The 15,303-nt window shown below is 70.8% G+C and carries 18 protein-coding genes and 1 pseudogene; 11 read left to right on the forward strand and 8 right to left on the reverse strand.

Going from position 1 to position 15,303, the window contains the following annotated elements:
* Positions 1-62: 62 nt before the first annotated feature.
* The 8 genes from OG978_RS37765 to OG978_RS37800 all read left to right on the forward strand — a co-directional run bounded on the left by OG978_RS37765 (position 63) and on the right by OG978_RS37800 (position 7,255).
* A complete protein-coding gene (locus OG978_RS37765) occupies positions 63-1,055 on the forward strand; it encodes an aldo/keto reductase (RefSeq protein ID WP_326770278.1) in 993 nt (330 codons plus the stop codon).
* A 1-nt stretch (position 1,056) separates the two neighbouring features.
* A complete protein-coding gene (locus tag OG978_RS37770; protein ID WP_326769531.1) occupies positions 1,057-1,368 on the forward strand; it encodes an L-rhamnose mutarotase in 312 nt (103 codons plus the stop codon).
* A 1-nt stretch (position 1,369) separates the two neighbouring features.
* Positions 1,370-2,224, forward strand: a complete 855-nt coding sequence (locus tag OG978_RS37775; RefSeq protein ID WP_326769532.1) for an amidohydrolase family protein — start codon at positions 1,370-1,372, stop codon at positions 2,222-2,224.
* A 36-nt stretch (positions 2,225-2,260) separates the two neighbouring features.
* Positions 2,261-3,121, forward strand: coding sequence for an Fpg/Nei family DNA glycosylase (locus tag OG978_RS37780; RefSeq protein ID WP_326769533.1), 861 nt, complete (start codon positions 2,261-2,263; stop codon positions 3,119-3,121).
* A gap of 88 nt (positions 3,122-3,209) precedes the next feature.
* Positions 3,210-3,962 (forward strand): LytR/AlgR family response regulator transcription factor, encoded by a 753-nt coding sequence (locus OG978_RS37785; RefSeq protein WP_326769534.1) that lies wholly within the window; start codon positions 3,210-3,212, stop codon positions 3,960-3,962.
* Between the two features lie 62 nt (positions 3,963-4,024).
* Positions 4,025-4,387: a hypothetical protein gene (locus tag OG978_RS37790; RefSeq protein ID WP_326769535.1), complete on the forward strand. Its 363-nt coding sequence runs from the start codon at positions 4,025-4,027 to the stop codon at positions 4,385-4,387.
* Positions 4,384-5,847: a sodium/solute symporter gene (locus OG978_RS37795; RefSeq protein WP_326769536.1), complete on the forward strand. Its 1,464-nt coding sequence runs from the start codon at positions 4,384-4,386 to the stop codon at positions 5,845-5,847. The genes OG978_RS37790 and OG978_RS37795 overlap by 4 nt, the downstream gene beginning before the upstream one ends.
* 178 nt (positions 5,848-6,025) lie before the next feature.
* The gene (locus OG978_RS37800; RefSeq protein WP_326769537.1) at positions 6,026-7,255 is read left to right on the forward strand and encodes a sensor histidine kinase; all 1,230 of its coding nucleotides are present in this window, start codon (positions 6,026-6,028) and stop codon (positions 7,253-7,255) included.
* A 19-nt stretch (positions 7,256-7,274) separates the two neighbouring features.
* Here the strand turns inward: OG978_RS37800 and OG978_RS37805 are convergent, their stop codons facing one another.
* Positions 7,275-7,793 carry a hypothetical protein gene (locus OG978_RS37805; protein ID WP_326769538.1) on the reverse strand — a complete coding sequence of 173 codons (519 nt, stop codon included), beginning with the start codon at positions 7,791-7,793 and terminating at the stop codon, positions 7,275-7,277.
* Between the two features lie 125 nt (positions 7,794-7,918).
* Between OG978_RS37805 and OG978_RS37810 the strand changes: the two genes are divergently transcribed.
* Positions 7,919-8,116, forward strand: a complete 198-nt coding sequence (locus OG978_RS37810; protein WP_326769539.1) for a zf-HC2 domain-containing protein — start codon at positions 7,919-7,921, stop codon at positions 8,114-8,116.
* Here OG978_RS37810 and OG978_RS37815 read toward each other — a convergent pair.
* The 3 genes from OG978_RS37815 to OG978_RS37825 form a co-directional block, all read right to left on the reverse strand.
* The gene (locus OG978_RS37815) at positions 8,050-8,619 is read right to left on the reverse strand and encodes a sigma-70 family RNA polymerase sigma factor (RefSeq protein ID WP_326769540.1); all 570 of its coding nucleotides are present in this window, start codon (positions 8,617-8,619) and stop codon (positions 8,050-8,052) included. The two genes, OG978_RS37810 and OG978_RS37815, sit on opposite strands and share 67 nt — an antisense overlap.
* A gap of 202 nt (positions 8,620-8,821) precedes the next feature.
* Positions 8,822-10,264 (reverse strand): amino acid permease, encoded by a 1,443-nt coding sequence (locus tag OG978_RS37820; protein ID WP_326769541.1) that lies wholly within the window; start codon positions 10,262-10,264, stop codon positions 8,822-8,824.
* A gap of 109 nt (positions 10,265-10,373) precedes the next feature.
* Positions 10,374-10,835 carry a universal stress protein gene (locus OG978_RS37825; protein WP_259929010.1) on the reverse strand — a complete coding sequence of 154 codons (462 nt, stop codon included), beginning with the start codon at positions 10,833-10,835 and terminating at the stop codon, positions 10,374-10,376.
* Positions 10,836-11,000: 165 nt separating this feature from the next.
* Here OG978_RS37825 and OG978_RS37830 point away from each other — a divergent pair, with 165 nt between their 5' ends.
* Complete coding sequence (locus OG978_RS37830) at positions 11,001-11,843, forward strand: polysaccharide deacetylase family protein (RefSeq protein WP_326769542.1); 843 nt, start codon at positions 11,001-11,003, stop codon at positions 11,841-11,843.
* 130 nt (positions 11,844-11,973) lie between these two features.
* Here OG978_RS37830 and OG978_RS48495 read toward each other — a convergent pair.
* A pseudogene (locus OG978_RS48495) lies at positions 11,974-12,075 on the reverse strand (class F sortase); the annotation flags it as partial.
* Positions 12,076-12,282: 207 nt separating this feature from the next.
* Here OG978_RS48495 and OG978_RS37840 point away from each other — a divergent pair.
* Positions 12,283-12,534 carry a hypothetical protein gene (locus OG978_RS37840; protein WP_326769544.1) on the forward strand — a complete coding sequence of 84 codons (252 nt, stop codon included), beginning with the start codon at positions 12,283-12,285 and terminating at the stop codon, positions 12,532-12,534.
* A 97-nt stretch (positions 12,535-12,631) separates the two neighbouring features.
* Here OG978_RS37840 and OG978_RS37845 read toward each other — a convergent pair whose 3' ends face one another.
* The 3 genes from OG978_RS37845 to OG978_RS37855 form a co-directional block, all read right to left on the reverse strand.
* On the reverse strand, positions 12,632-13,165 hold the full coding sequence (locus OG978_RS37845) for a hypothetical protein (RefSeq protein WP_326769545.1): 534 nt from the start codon (positions 13,163-13,165) through the stop codon (positions 12,632-12,634).
* Positions 13,166-13,340: 175 nt separating this feature from the next.
* A complete protein-coding gene (locus OG978_RS37850; RefSeq protein ID WP_326769546.1) occupies positions 13,341-14,108 on the reverse strand; it encodes a bestrophin-like domain in 768 nt (255 codons plus the stop codon).
* Positions 14,109-14,124: 16 nt separating this feature from the next.
* Positions 14,125-14,340, reverse strand: a complete 216-nt coding sequence (locus tag OG978_RS37855; protein WP_326769547.1) for a hypothetical protein — start codon at positions 14,338-14,340, stop codon at positions 14,125-14,127.
* Positions 14,341-15,303 lie beyond the last annotated feature (963 nt).

Consider the following 15,303-nt stretch of genomic DNA (forward strand, 5'->3'; position numbering starts at 1 on the left):
CAAGTGATCCGATGAATATTCGCTGTGTGCAGGAAGCGATCACCGGAGAGGGCGGCGGAAGCATGCGGCGCAACAGGCTGGGAAGCAGCGCGGTCGAGGTCACCGAGCTGTCCTTCGGGGCGGCCGCCATCGGCAATCTCTTCACCGCCGTCGAACCGGCGCGGGCGACCGCCGCGGTCGACGCCGCCTGGGACGAGGGCATCCGCTACTTCGACACTGCTCCGCACTACGGACTCGGCCTCTCCGAACGACGGCTGGGCGAGGCCCTGCGCGACCGGCCCCGCGACTCGTACGTGCTCTCCACGAAGGTGGGACGGCTGCTCGACCCGCTGCCCGCCGACGCCGTCGCCGCCGGTGGCGGCCCCGACGGCCTCTCCGAGGGCTTCGCCGTACCCGCCACCCACCGCCGCCGCTGGGACTTCAGCGCCGACGGCGTACGCCGCAGCATCGAGGACAGCCTGGAACGGCTGGGCCTCGACCGCATCGACATCGCCTATCTGCACGACCCGGACGACCACGCGGAGGCCGCGTTCCACGAGGCCTACCCGGCACTGGAGAAGCTGCGCGCGCAGGGTGTCGTAGGAGCCATCGGCGCCGGGATGAACCAGACCGCGATGCTGACCCGGTTCCTGCGCGACACCGATGTCGACGTGGTGCTCTGCGCCGGGCGCTACACCCTCCTCGACCAGTCCGCGCTCGACGAGCTGCTGCCCGAGGCGGCCGCCCGCGGCCGCAGCGTGGTCGTCGGAGGGGTCTTCAACTCCGGGCTGCTCGCCGACCCGCACCCCGGCGCCACGTACGACTACACCGCCGCGCCCCTCTCCCTCCTGGACCGGGCCCTGCGCATCAAGGCCGTCACGGAGGGCCACGGCGTCCCGCTGCGGGCCGCCGCCCTCCATTACCCGCTCGCCCACCCGGCCGTCGCCGGAGTGCTCGTGGGCACCCGCTCCCCGGACGAGGTGCGCGACGCCGCCGCCCTGCTCCGCCACGAGATCCCGGACGAGCTCTGGGACGAGCTGCGCGCCGAGGGCCTGCTGACCGAGAACGGACACTGACATGAGAATCGCCCTGCACACCAAGGTCCGCGCCGACCGCATCGAGGAGTACGAGGCTGCGCACCGCGAAGTCCCGGCGGAGCTCACCGCCGCGATCCGCGCGGCGGGCGCCACGTCCTGGACGATCTGGCGCAGCGGCACCGACCTCTTCCACGTCATCGACTGCGAGGACTACGCCGCACTCCTCGCCGAGCTGGAGCAGCTCCCCGTCAACGTGGCCTGGCAGGCCAGGATGGACGACCTGCTCGACGTGGCGCACGACTACTCGGCCGATGGCGCCGAAGCCGGGCTCCCGGTCGCCTGGGAGCTGTGACATGACTGGTCAGGAACGGATCGTCGACGCCCACCACCATGTCTGGGACCTGTCGGTACGCGACCAGGACTGGATCACCGGCGACGAACTCGCCCCGCTCCGGCGCGACTTCACCCTGGCCGATCTGGAGCCCGAGGCGCGCGCCGCCGGGGTGTACGCCACCGTCCTCGTCCAGACCGTCACCGTTGCGGAGGAGACCCCGGAGTTCCTGGCCCTCGCCCATGACAGCGACCTCGTCGCGGGCGTCGTCGGCTGGTGCGACCTCACGGCGCCGGACGTCGCCGGCACACTGGCCGCGCTGCGTGAACTCCCCGGCGGCGACCGGCTCGTCGGAGTCCGCCACCAGGTCCAGGGCGAACCCGACCCCGCCTGGCTGCTGCGCCCCGACGTCCGGCGCGGACTGCGCGCAGTCGCCGACGCCGGGCTCGTCTACGACCTCGTCGTCCAGGCCCGCCAACTGCCCGCCACCGTCCAGGCGGCGGCACTGCTGCCCGAGCTGACCTTCGTGCTCGACCACGCCGGCAAGCCACCCGTCGCCACCGGTGAGCTGCGGCCCTGGGCCGACGACGTCAGGGCGCTGGCCGCCCGTCCCAACACCGTGTGCAAACTCTCCGGCCTGGTCACCGAGGCCGATGTGCGCTCCTGGACGGTGAGCGACCTGCGCCCGTACGCCGACACCGTTCTCGACGCCTTCGGCCCCGACCGGCTGATGTTCGGCTCGGACTGGCCCGTGTGCCGGCTCGCGGCGACGTACGAGGAGGTCGTCGACACGGCCCGCACCCTGACCGACGCCCTCACCGGAGACGAACGGGCCGGCGTCCTCGCCACCACGGCCGAGCGGGTCTACGGCCTCTGAGAGGCACCCCACCGACGCTTCCGGCAGTCTGGAACCATGCCCGAACTGCCGGAAGTCGAAGCCCTGCGGGTCTTCCTCGACGACCACCTGGTCGGCAAGGAGATCGACCGCGTCCTGCCGCTCAACGTGAGCGTCCTCAAGACGTACGACCCACCGCTGACCGCCCTGCACGGCGCCGCGGTCACCGGCATCGCCCGGCACGGCAAGTTCCTGGACATCGGAGCCGGCCCCCTGCATCTGATCACCCATCTCGCCCGGGCCGGCTGGCTGCGCTGGAAGGACACCTTCCCCGCCGCACCGCCGCGCCCCGGCAAGGGGCCCCTGGCGCTGCGCACCGTGCTCACCGGCGGCGACGGCTTCGACCTCACCGAGGCCGGCACCACCAAACGCCTCGCCGTGTATCTGGTGCACGACCCGGCCGAGGTGCCGGGCATCGCCCGGCTGGGCCCCGACCCGCTCGACGAATCCTTCGACCGCGACGCGTTCGCCGCGCTGCTCGCCGGGGAACGCCGCCGGATCAAGGGTGCCCTGCGCGACCAGTCCCTGATCGCCGGCATCGGCAACGCCTACAGCGACGAGATCCTGCACGTCGCGAAGATGTCGCCGTACCTGCTCACCGCGAACCTCACCGACGACCAGATCACCCTCCTCCACACGGCGATGCGCACCACGCTCCACGACGCGGTCGCACGCTCCAGCGGCCTCGCGGCCGGCAAGCTCAAGGCCGAGAAGAAGAGCGGGATGCGGGTCCACGGACGCACCGGCGAGGCGTGCCCCGTCTGCGGGGGCACCATCCGCGAGGTGTCGTTCAGCGACTCCTCGCTCCAGTACTGTCCGACCTGCCAGACCGGCGGCAAGCCACTGGCCGACCGCCGCCTCTCCCGGCTCCTCAAATGACCCGCCGGGGTGCGCGGGCCGGCCGGTACGCGAAGAAGCGGTGAATCACCCGGCCCCGTACCCCGGCGCGCGCTCTACACTCCGGCCCATGCTGCGCGTACTCGCCGTCGACGACGAAGAACCCGCCCTGGAGGAACTCCTCTACCTCCTGCGCGCCGATCCCCGGATCCGCAGCGCCGAGGGGGCCACCGGGGCCACCGAGGCGCTGCGCCGCATCGGCAGCGCCGTCGAGGCCGGGCCGGACGACCCGGCAGCCATCGACGTGGTGTTCCTGGACATCCACATGGCGGGCCTCACCGGTCTCGATGTCGCTCAACTGCTGGCCGGGTTCGCCGCGCCTCCCCTCATCGTCTTCGTCACCGCGCACGAGGGCTTCGCCGTCCAGGCCTTCGACCTGAAGGCCGTCGACTACGTCCTCAAACCCGTACGCCGCGAGCGGCTGGCCGAAGCGGTGCGCCGCGTCGCCGAACAGGTCGGCGACCGCTCCGCACCCGTGCTCGACACCGCGGGCGACCAGATCCCGGTGGAGCTCGGCGGAGTCATCCGGTTCATTCCGATCGACGACATCGCCTACGCCGAGGCCCAGGGCGACTACGCCCGGCTGCACACCGCCGCCGGCAGCCACCTCGTCCGCGTTCCCCTCACTACCCTGGAGGAGCGCTGGCGCACTCGCGGCTTCGTGCGCATCCACCGGCGCCACCTCGTCGCGCTGGGCCGGATCGACGAACTCCGCCTCGACGCGGGCAGCATGAGCGTCCGCATCGGCTCCGCCGAGCTCGCGGTGAGCCGCCGCCACACCCGTGCGCTGCGTGATCTGCTGATGCGCCAGACCGGCCGCTGACCAGGGCCTCCCGGGATCCGGCCCTTCCCACGGCGGTCCGGTGCTGCGTACACTCCGGGCCCATGTCCGCAGAGCCAACGCCCCGGCGCGAAGTGGTGACCGGGGAGCCCCGGCGGGTGCGCCCGCTGCCGCGCTACCGCACCCAGTCGGAGATCGACGAGCAGACCGCACTCGGCGGCGCGTACGTCCGTTCGCTGATGCGCAGCCAACTGCGCGCCGGACTGACCGCGTTCACCCTCCTCGCCGTGATCGTCGGAACACTGCCGCTGGTCTTCGAGGCCCTGCACAGCGCCGCGCTCGTCTGGGCAGTCCTCGGATTCGCCGCCTACCCGCCGCTCACCCTCATTGCCTGGTGGTACGTGCGACGGGCCGAGCGCAACGAACGCGACTTCGCCCGGCTCGTGGAAGGCCGCCCCGCGCAGTGAGCCGTACGTACGCGGTGGCGGCGGTCGCCGTTGTCGTTCTCGCGACCGTCCTCGTCGGCGGTTTCGGACTGCGCATCTCCCGCACCACCTCCGACTTCTACGTCGCCTCGCGCACCGTACGGCCCCGGCTCAACGCCGCGGCCATCAGCGGCGAATACCTCTCCGCCGCCTCCTTCCTCGGCATCGCCGGCCTGGTGCTCGTGCACGGCCCCGACATGCTCTGGTACCCGGTCGGCTACACCGCGGGCTATCTGGTGCTGCTGGTCTTCGTCGCCGCACCGCTGCGCCGCTCGGGCGCGTACACGCTGCCCGACTTCGCCGAGGGGCGGCTGGAGTCACGGCAGGTGCGCAGGCTGGTCAGCGTCTTCGTGGTCGCGGCGGGCTGGCTCTATCTCGTACCGCAGCTCCAGGGCGCGGGGCTGACGCTCAAGATCCTCACCGGGGCGCCCGGCTGGCTCGGCGACGTGCTCGTGGCGGCCGTCGTCGTCATTGCCGTCGCCGCGGGTGGCATGCGGTCCATCACCTTCGTGCAGGTGTTCCAGTACTGGCTGAAACTGACCGCACTCCTGGTCCCCGCGATCTTCCTGGTGCTCGCCTGGCAGGGCGACGGACGGCCCCGCGTCACCTTCGACGAGCAGCTCTCCGTCTTCCGCGCCGACCATCCGCTGTACGCCACCTACGGGCTGATCGTCGCGACCTTCCTCGGCACCATGGGCCTGCCGCACGTCGTCGTCCGCTTCTACACCAGCCCCAACGGCCGCGACGCCCGCCGCACGACGGTCGCCGTCCTCGCCCTCATCGGCGTGTTCTACCTGCTGCCCCCGGTCTACGGCGCACTGGGCAGGCTGTACGCCCCCGAGCTGATCCACGGCGGGGACGCGGACGCCGCCGTGCTGCTGCTGCCCGGCCGGATCGTCGGCGGGCTCGGCGGGGACCTGCTCGGCGCGCTCATCGCGGGCGGCGCCTTCGCCGCGTTCCTGTCCACCGCCTCCGGGCTCACCATGGCCGTCGCTGGAGTCATCACCCAGGACGTGCTGCCATCGCGCGGGGTGCGGCACTTCCGGCTGGCCACCGTCCTCGCCATGTGCGTACCGCTGGCCGGTTCGCTGATCGTCAGCCGGGTGCCGGTGGCCGACTCCGTGGGCATGGCGTTCGCCGTCTCCGCGTCCTCCTTCTGCCCGCTGCTGGTCCTCGGCATCTGGTGGCGGCGGCTCACCCCGCCCGGCGCCATCGCCGGACTGCTGCTCGGCGGCGGCTCCGCGTTCCTGTCCGTCGCCATCACCGTCAGCGGCGCGGTACGCCCACCGGGCTGGCCGCACGCCCTGCTCGCCTGGCCCGCCGTCTGGTCGGTGCCCGTCGGCTTCCTCGCGATGGTCCTGGTCTCCCTCGCCACGCCCGGCCGGATACCCCCCGGCACCAACGCCGCCATGACCCGCTTCCACCTCCCCGAAGCGCTGTGAGGGTGCGGCAGCGGGCCTCGCGGCGTCGCGGGGCTGGGGTGCGCACCTCGCGGCGTTGTCGTCAATCACCAACGCTCTGCGTTGCCTCAATCCTCCGCCCTGCGATGCACGCACCCCAGCCCCGCTCCTTCACCCGCGCTGCCCAATGCCGGGCCCTCTCGACCTCGGGGAGACACCGATGACCGGAGCCGGATACGCCGTACTCGTCCTGCTCGCGCTCCTGCTGCTCGGCGCGGGATTCCTGCTCGGCCGGCGCACCGCCCGGCCCGTCCGCACCAGCGACGTCGGGACCCCCGTCGAGCACGCCACCTTCGAGACCCTGCACACCGCCTCGCTCGCCGCGCCCTCGCTGCGCGCCGGGCTCACCGAGGAGAGCGCCCGCAGATCCGCCCGCAGGCTGCGCTCCCTGCTCGGCACCGACGCGCTCTGCCTCACCGACCGCGACCGGGTGCTCGTCTGGGACGGCGAGGGCGAACACCACGGCGGCCACGTCATGGACCAGGTGCGGGACCTCCTCGCCAGCGGCCGGGACACCGCCTTCCGCAGCGACTGCGACGATCTCGACTGCCCGCTGCGCTGGGCCGTCGCCGTGCCCCTCACCGTGGACAACCGGGTACTGGGCACCCTGATCGCCTACGCACCGCGCGAGTCCGCGGTGCTGGCGAGAGCCGCCGGGGAGGTGGCCCGCTGGGTCTGCGTACAGCTGGAACTCGCCGAACTCGACCGCTCCCGCACCCAGCTCATCGAGGCCGAGATCAGAGCGCTGCGGGCCCAGATCTCCCCGCACTTCATCTTCAACTCACTCGCCGCCATCGCCTCGTTCGTCCGCACCGACCCGGAGCGGGCCCGCGAACTCCTGCTGGAGTTCGCCGACTTCACCCGCTACTCGTTCCGCAGCCACGGCGACTTCACCACCCTCGCCGACGAACTCCACTCCATCGACCAGTACCTGGCACTGGTACGGGCCCGCTTCGGCGAACGGCTCGCGGTCACCCTCCAGATCGCTCCCGAAGTACTGCCCGTCGCCCTGCCGTTCCTCTGTCTCCAGCCACTGGTCGAGAACGCCGTCAAGCACGGCCTCGAAGGTGCCGTGCCCGTTCCCCGGGACCCCGGCTCCGTCCGGGCGGGGGAGACCCCGACCCGCATCACCATCAGCGCCTTCGACGCCGGCTCCGAGGCCGAGGTCGTCATCGAGGACAACGGCACCGGAATGGACCCGGAACGCCTGCGTCACATCCTGCGCGGCGAGGGCGGCCACTCCACCGGAATCGGACTGCTCAACGTCGACGAACGGCTGCGTCAGGTGTACGGGGACGACTACGGACTCGTCATCGAGACGGGCATCGGCGCCGGGATGAAGATCACGGTACGGCTGCCGAAGTACCGTGCCGGGGTGCACGGTTCCTGACCGGCGGGCCGGTTACCGCTCAGTGGAGATGGATCGCCAGATGTCCCAGCGGAAGGCCCAGCTGCCACGCCGGCGTCCACACCTGGGCCGCCTCCTCCGCGTCCGGCTCGTCGCCCACCGCTTCCCAGGGCGGCGCACCGATCGCATCGAGGTCGGCCGCGAGCAGTTCGGTCTCCTCCAGCCAGCGCCAGGCCGCGCGGGCCAGCGCCAGATCGGGATCCGGGCCCGCCGTCCCGGACGCGGGGGCAGCGGCGAGCGCGTCCAGCCGCTCACGGACCCAGCCGCACCACTCCGCCCCGTACGCCGTCAGCAGGCGCAGCTCGTCCAGCCGGGCCGCGGGCAGCGCATCGGCCACCGCGCCGTCGGAGAGGAAGACGGTGAGCGCAAGGGCGTCCCGCCCCGCCCGGTACTCCAGCGTGGACGGCTCCATCAGATCGCCGGTCCTCAGCAGTTCATCGGCGATGTACTCCGCGTACATCCAGGCCATCGGGACCAGCAGCCCGCCCCCACTGGTTCCATCCTGACGTTCCGGGCGCATCCCGTTTCGCCTCTTTCTCTGTTCGGCACCGCGCTTCACGGAGCATTGAACCGGGGGAGCGCGCCCCGCGTGGCCAGAAGGACAGGATCCGTCACGACCGGATCCGTTCACGACACGAGGATGCGATGACCGCCGATCCCGGGGAGGGCCCGCACATGCGGCATGTGCTCGGCGCCTACGTACTCGACGCGCTCACGGCAGAGGAGACCCGCGCGGTCTCTTGTCATCTGCAGTCCTGCGACCGTTGCGCCGCCGACTACGTGGAGGTCGCGGAGGCCGTCTCGCTGCTCGCCCTGCTGCGCGAGGAGGACCTGCTGGAGTAGCCGGGCAGGTTACGGGAGAGCTGCCGCAGCGCGTAGTAGGACCGGGACTTCACCGTGCCCGCCGGAATGCCGAGCACCCGGGCCGTCTCGTCCACGGTGAGCCCGCGGAAATACATCTGGACGAGGACCGCACGGTGCTCAGGACTGAGGGTGCGCACCGCATCGCGTACGTCGAGGGCCGAGACCGTGGCTTCGGCGGTGTCCTGACCGGCCGGGGTGGTCTCCAGCACGGCGTCGCCGACCTCGGTCGGCCGGGCCTGCCTGGACCGGCGCGCATCGATCGCGAGCCGCCGCGCGACCGTGAAGAGCCAGGGCCGCATCGAGTCGTACGGGGCGTCGAAGGCCTCCGGATGCTGCCACGCCCGGACCAGCGTCTCCTGGAGGAGATCCTCGGCCCGCTGCCGGTCGCCGAAAGTCAGACCGAGCAGGAAATGGAAGAGGGCCGGCCCGTGCTCCCGCTGGAGATCCGCGAGGGCCCGCTCATCGGTCGTCGTGGTGGTCATCGTGAACGCCCTTCCCGCCGAGGTCCCTGCCGCTTCGCTGCCGACTGGCGTATACGAACGCATCGGGACGCCGAGGAACAGGCGGTGGGCGGTTCCGTGCGACGAGCGGTCGCACAGTGCGGCGAATGGTGCGGTGAACGGTCGGGCGGCGGCCGGTGCGGTGTGCGCACGGGTGCCGGGCAGCCGCCGCGCGGCCGCCCGGTCAGCCCGTACCCGTGCCCGTTCCGGGTGCCTTCGCCATCTCCGACTTCCGGTACGAGTAGCCGAAGTAGATGACCAGACCGATCAGCAACCAGATCACGAACCGCACCCAGGTCTGCCACTGAAGGAAGGTGATCAGCCAGATCGAGAACACCACCCCGAGGGCCGGGACGAACGGCATGCCGGGGGTGCGGAACGTGCGCGGCAGGTCAGGCTGCTTGTAGCGCAGCACGATCACCGCGATGCAGACCACGACGAACGCCAGCAGAATGCCGATGTTCGTCAGCTCGGCCGCCTCGCCGATCGGCAGGAACCCGGCGATCAGGGCCGATGCCGCACCGACGATCCAGGTCACCCGGGTCGGCACGTGCCGGGTCGGGTGGGTCTTGGCGAACCACTTCGGCAGCAGCCCGTCACGGCTCATCGAGAACCACACCCGGGTCACGCCGAGCATGAAGGTGAACATCACCGTGAGGATGCCGATGATCGCGCCCACTGCGATCACATCGGCGAGTCCGCCGAGTCCCACCGACTTGAAGGCAGTGGAGAAACCGGACTCCGGATCGATGTCCTCGTAGCTCTGCATCCCGGTCAGGACCAGGCACGCCGCCACGTAGAGAACCATGGAGATACCGAGGGAGTAGAGGATCGCCTTCGGCATGTGACGCTGGGCGTCCTTGGACTCCTCGGCGGCCGTCGACATGGCGTCGTACCCGAACACCGCGAAGAACACCGTGGCCGCACCGGTGAAGGCCCCGCTCACCCCGAACGGGAAGAACGGGTTGTAGTTGGCGGTGTTGATGTGGAACACGCCGACGCCGATGACCAGCAGGACGACCAGGACCTTCAGGACGACCACGACCGTCTCGAAGCGGGCCGCGTTCTTGATGCCGAGGGTCAGCAGGTACGCGACGAGCAGACAGAGCAGCGCGGCGAACAGGTCCACCTGGTGGCCGTCCCCGGTGCCGGGCGCGCCCAGCATCCACTTCGGCAGTTCGAGCCCCATCTCCCCGAGCAGGAAGCTGAAGTAGCCGGAGATGCCGATCGCGACCACCGCCACGATCGCCGTGTACTCCAGCAGCAGGTCCCAGCCGATGAACCAGCCCACCAGCTCGCCGAGCACCGCGTATCCGTAGGTGTAGGCGGAGCCGGCCTTCGGGATCAGGCCCGCGAACTCCGCGTAGCTGAACGCGGCCGCCGCGCTCGCCACACCCGCGATCAGGAACGAGAGCAGTACCGCGGGGCCGGCGGTGCCGTTCGCCACCGTGCCGGCGAGGGTGAAGATGCCCGCGCCGATGATGCCGCCCACGCCGATGGCGGTGAGCTGCCACAGTCCGAGCGATCTGGTGAGCTGGGTGGCGACTTCCCCCGCAGCCCCTTTCTCGTCGATCTGCTCGATCGGCTTGCGGCGCAGTACACCCTCGCCCACTCGGAGCCTTGCCATGAGTCACCTCTCCGCTGACGGCTGTCCCTGACGGGCGCTCATGATGGCCCAGGCGGAGCCGGTGCGGAAGACGGCGTGCCGCCCGGCGGAGCGGAGGATTCCGGGACGCCTACGGGACCACCGTGACGGGCCAACGGCCCGCCTTCACCAGCCGGATCGCGACCGAGCCGATGAACCGGTGTCCGGCCGACTCCGACGCGCCCACGACCACGGCATCCGCCTTCAGTTCGTCCGCCGCGGTCACGAGCCCGTTGTAGGGGTCGCCGCGGAAGGTGTGGAACTCCCAGCGCACATCCCATATGTCCTTCATCCGCCGCGTCGCCTCCCGGATCTCGCTCACCAGCCCCTCCGCGACCTCGCCGGTCGTATCGGCGATCGGCGCGCCGAGAGCGGCCCCCGCGGGCAGCACCGGCTGGACATAGACGAGGGCGAGCATGGCGCCCTGGCGGCGGGCCAGCCCCGCAGCGTAGGCCGCGGCACGCATGGAGGAATCGGACCCGTCGAGGCCTGCGACGATCACTTTCGGGCCGTCTGTGCCACGTTCGAACTTATGAGGCTGCGGTTCTGTCACGGCAGTGAGGCTATCCGCTGGCCGGGCCGGCTCCGGAGCGGGCTGCTGCACGGCCTCGTCCGGAGCTGCCGGATGCCTCGCCGGAGATACCTCCATTGGGTGCAAAACCGTGCACGGCCGGTGTCGATGGCGGGGGCGAGGTCACCGCCGTGCGAGCAGTTGGTCATGAAAAATGATCAGAGGATGCCGGGGCGCAGGACGCTGATGCGGCTGGCCGCCGGACTCGGTGCGGCCGCCGCCGTGCGCATGATCGCCGCAGATCCGGCCGGAGCACCGCTCAGGGCATTCGCACCGCCGTCGGCCGGGGCGGCCGGACCTTCGTCGGCCGTCCGGGCCGGGCCCACCGCCTACCGGCTCCAGCCCATGACCGCGGCCGCCCCGCCCCACTTCGCACCGACGGCGCCGCCGGTCCGCACGAGGCCCTTCGAGGAGCTGCCAGAGATCGGGCATGCCATGGTGCTCACCTTCGACGACGGGCCCGACCCGCTCTACACCCCGCACATCCTCGCGACCCTGCGCGAACACGATGTCCGCGCGATGTTCTTCGTCTGCGGAGAAATGGCCAACGACAACCAGGAGCTGGTGCGGGCCATCGCCGACGACGGACACACCATCGGAAACCACTCCTGGACCCATCCCCTGGTCACCCGACTCTCCCGGGCCGGTGTCCGCGACGAGCTCGGCCCCACCAGCGAGGTCATCGAGCAGATCACCGGTGCTCCGCCGCTCTGGTACCGGGCACCGTACGGAGCATGGAACCGCAACTCCTTCGAGATCGGTGCCGACATGGGCATGGAACCGATGGCCTGGACCGTCGACACCCTGGACTGGACCGAACCCGGTGTCGGCACCATCGTCCGCCGGGTCAGGGAAGGGGCCGCACCCGGCGTCGTCGTGCTGGCGCACGACGCGGGGGGTGACCGTTCGCAGAGTGTGGCCGCCCTGCGCCGGTACCTTCCCGAACTGCTCGACGACGGCTACCGGATCACGGTGCCGCAGCGCCGCTGAGCGCGTGGCCGCCGAGGACGACGACGTCGCCGTCGTGGCCGACGGCCTTCGTGAGACCGCCACCGCAGGCGATGACGCGCGGTTCCGCCCTGTTGGTGTCGCCGTACTCCAGGGCACCCGGTGAGATGTCCGCACCGTTGCGCATCAGGGCCAGGCCCGTGAGCGCCACCAGTGCGACAGCGCCCCACGGTGAATGCCTGGTCCGTTCGACGCGCCAGTTGTCCCGGCCCATGATGCTCCCTTCGTCGCGACGATTGGAACGCTAGGCGCGGGACGGCCGGGCTGCGATCAGAGCAGGGCGAACGGGTGGCGCCCCGACAGCCCTGCTCAAAATGCGGTGGCCCGAACCTCTGGTGAGGGTTCGTCATGGGAGGTGTTCTCGTCGATCCATCCCGGGGCGCACAGGCCTCCGGGACGCTTCCCACTGGAGGTTGGGACGATGACTGCTGCACGTGTTCTCGTTGCCGCGGCGACCGCCGTCGCCGCTGTCGGGCTCGCCACCCCTCCGGCCACGGCGGGCGGGGACAACGGGCACCGCCAGAACAGTGTGACCGTCCCGCCCGGCCCGGGCGGCTCGGTGGCAACCATGCCCGAGGAGATGGGCGTCGGCGCCGGTCTGGTCGCCACGGCGGCCGTCGGTGGAGGCGTGTTCCTTGTCCGCCGTCGGAAGACGGACCGTGCGGGAGCCTGACGGGAACGGCATCGGTACAGGTCCGATACGCCCGTCGCCCCGAGTCCCGCAACAGGACCCGGGGCGACTTCTCGTCCGGTCGGCACTGCCCCTGCTCTCAGTGCGCCCGGCTCTCCCTGCGACGGCGTGCCACATGGACGGCGCCGGCGGCCAGGACCACCGCCAATGCCGTTCCGGCGGCGATCTGCGTGGCGTCCATCGTGCCGATGCTGCCGCCGAGCCCGCCCTGCACACCGGCCGCAGCCACCGTGGACACGGCAGCCGTTGTGCCGGGGGCCGCGGCGATCGTGAGACCGGACTTCGCCGTGGAGCCGGGCGGCGAGTTGCAGATGAACGTCACTTCGTAGGAGGCGCCGGGTTTCGCGTCCCAGTCGACCGTGGCCGCGACGGAGCCACCTCTGGGAATGGTGACGGTGTCGAAGACGCCCGAGCCGGCGGTTGAGGTTGTAGAGCACCCCCGGGCGGCCAGGGTGACCTGGCTTCCCGGCGTGATCACCGACGGAGTGACGGTGAATCCGGTCGCGGAGGACGCGCCTCCTGACGTCGCGGCGTACGCAATTGCGGCCGGAGCGGTCAGGGCGAGAGCGGCGGCGCCGAGCAGGGCGACGGGTGCGACACGTATTGCGCGCATGGGTGAGTCCTCCTGGTCCCCGAGGAGCACTTGCGGAACGGGTTTCCACAAAGTGTCAGAAATGCACCTCGACGCGCCAAATGCTAGGAGCCGTGCATTTTGCTCGCGATCGGAGTGCGCCGCTCGGGGCACGGGTATCGCCCGAGCGGCGCACCCCCCGCGATCTGACGGATCGCTATCCGCCGGCGGCACGGGGGAACAGGTCGAGGAACGGCGCCGCGGTGGCCGAGATCTCCCGCCCGAAGGGGGAGTCGAAGTCCCAGATCAGGAACAGCAGAAAGGCGATCAGAACACTGAAGAGGCCGGCCAGCAGCAGTTCACGGAACGTTCTGCGGATCTGCAAGGTGAACATCAGTCCGACGGTCACCAGGGCCCCGATGATCAGGCCGAACCAGACCACGCCCGGCATGGTCGCACCGGCGCTCTGGCCGCGTGCGCTGCGGGCGTCGTCGGCCGCGGCCACCTCGTCGACCAGTGGCTGATATGCCTGCCCCTCGTGGTCGTTATTCGGCCGGTACTGGGTGACATCGGCGCGCACCCGGTCCAGGAGGCGGCTCCCTTCGGCGGTGAGGGTGCCATGCTCGCTCATCGCACGCCACTCGTCGTGGACGACGTGATGGACATAGGTGTCGACATCGGCACGGATGCGGGAGCGCACCTCGGCCGGGTAGACGGCGGAGCGGACGTGCACCTCGTGCAGGGCCTGGGCCTCCTGACGTACGTATTCCTGCGCGGCGCCACGGCCCTCCCAGACGCCCGCGATGGCGAGGCCCAGCACGATCGCGTAGACCACGCCGATCATCATGGTCATGTACTCGATGACGTCAGGGGTCTCGGACGGGTCGTCGTCCTCCCCGATCCGGCGGTTGTTGAGCACGGCGATGGTCAGGACGACGGCGCAGGCCGCGACCATGGCGAGGGCGAGAACAAGCCATTCCGACATTGTGATCCTCCGGAGGTCAGCGGGAGCGGGGACGCAGTACGGCGACGGCGAACACCGCGGGTGCCGTGATCAGCAGGGTGAAGGTGACCAGGGAGGTGCCGCGCCGCACGACCTTGCGCGGTGGCTTGCGGTAGTTGGGCAGCGCCACGGGCCGGGGTGCGGGGGGCGAGGGGCGTACGGAGGGCGAAGGCGAGGGCGTGGGTGAGGGCTTCGGTGCAGGGGGCGGTGGCACGGGCTCCGGCTCCGGTCGCGGCGGTGCGGGGGGCGGCGGCGGAGGTGGAGGCGGAGGCGGTGGTGGGGGAGGCGGTGGTGGAGGTGGAGACGGTGGCCGTGGGGTTGGTGGTGGGGTCGGATCGGGCATCGGGCCCGCGTGGCAGTAGCCGTCGCCCGACGTGGCGACCGATGAACTGCCGCCGTTCTCACCGATGGTGGCGTGCCCGCAGTTGTCCGCGACCGCGGGCGCCGGCGCGGACAGCAGCCAGAGAAGGGCGACGGCTGCCGTGAGCCGTCCTATGAGTGATGCGTACACGACCGGGAGCATGTTCCTGCCGGTCGCGGGGCAAGCGGTGGGAGGGCGGGATTCGCCTGATGGTGGGGACATGGGGCGGCGGGTGTTTGCCGCCGGGGGACAGCATGGGACCGCGTCGAACCCAGCGGGGACGCGGTCCCATCTCAAGTGCATGGACGATGCGGGTGCCCTTTGCAACTCGGACGAGCTGTACGGGAGTTGACGCGGACCCTTGGCCGAACTCGTTGCTCGCGGTGCGGTGGACGGCGGCGGGCCGCCATGGCGCTGAGCCTGGCCGTACCGCCCGCCGGACTCTCGGCGCGAGGGGATTCGCAACTCGGAGACATCGCGGCGGACAGGCCCGGCATGACGGTCCATCGGTTCGAGAAGCTCCCTGAAGCCCCTTGTGGGGAACGGCTATTGCCTCATCGACAAAGAATGCAGGACATCGATCCCCGGTCGGTCCAGACCTTTTCCCGTGGTGCGAAACCGGCCGCATCGTCGGGACCGGCCCGGTAGTCGAATGTCACACGCAGCGACGGGCTGGTTGCACATGCCACTGGTGTGTGACCAATAACGGACGGCTAATTTCCGTTTCCGCTCGCTCTCTTGGCAGTCGATCAGTAGCCTCTGGACAACACTGACCATGAACATGGCCGGATCGCCGTGGCGACTTGTTGGAGACTT

This window comes from Streptomyces sp. NBC_01591 (genome assembly GCF_035918155.1).
Taxonomy (GTDB): Bacteria; Actinomycetota; Actinomycetes; order Streptomycetales; family Streptomycetaceae; genus Streptomyces.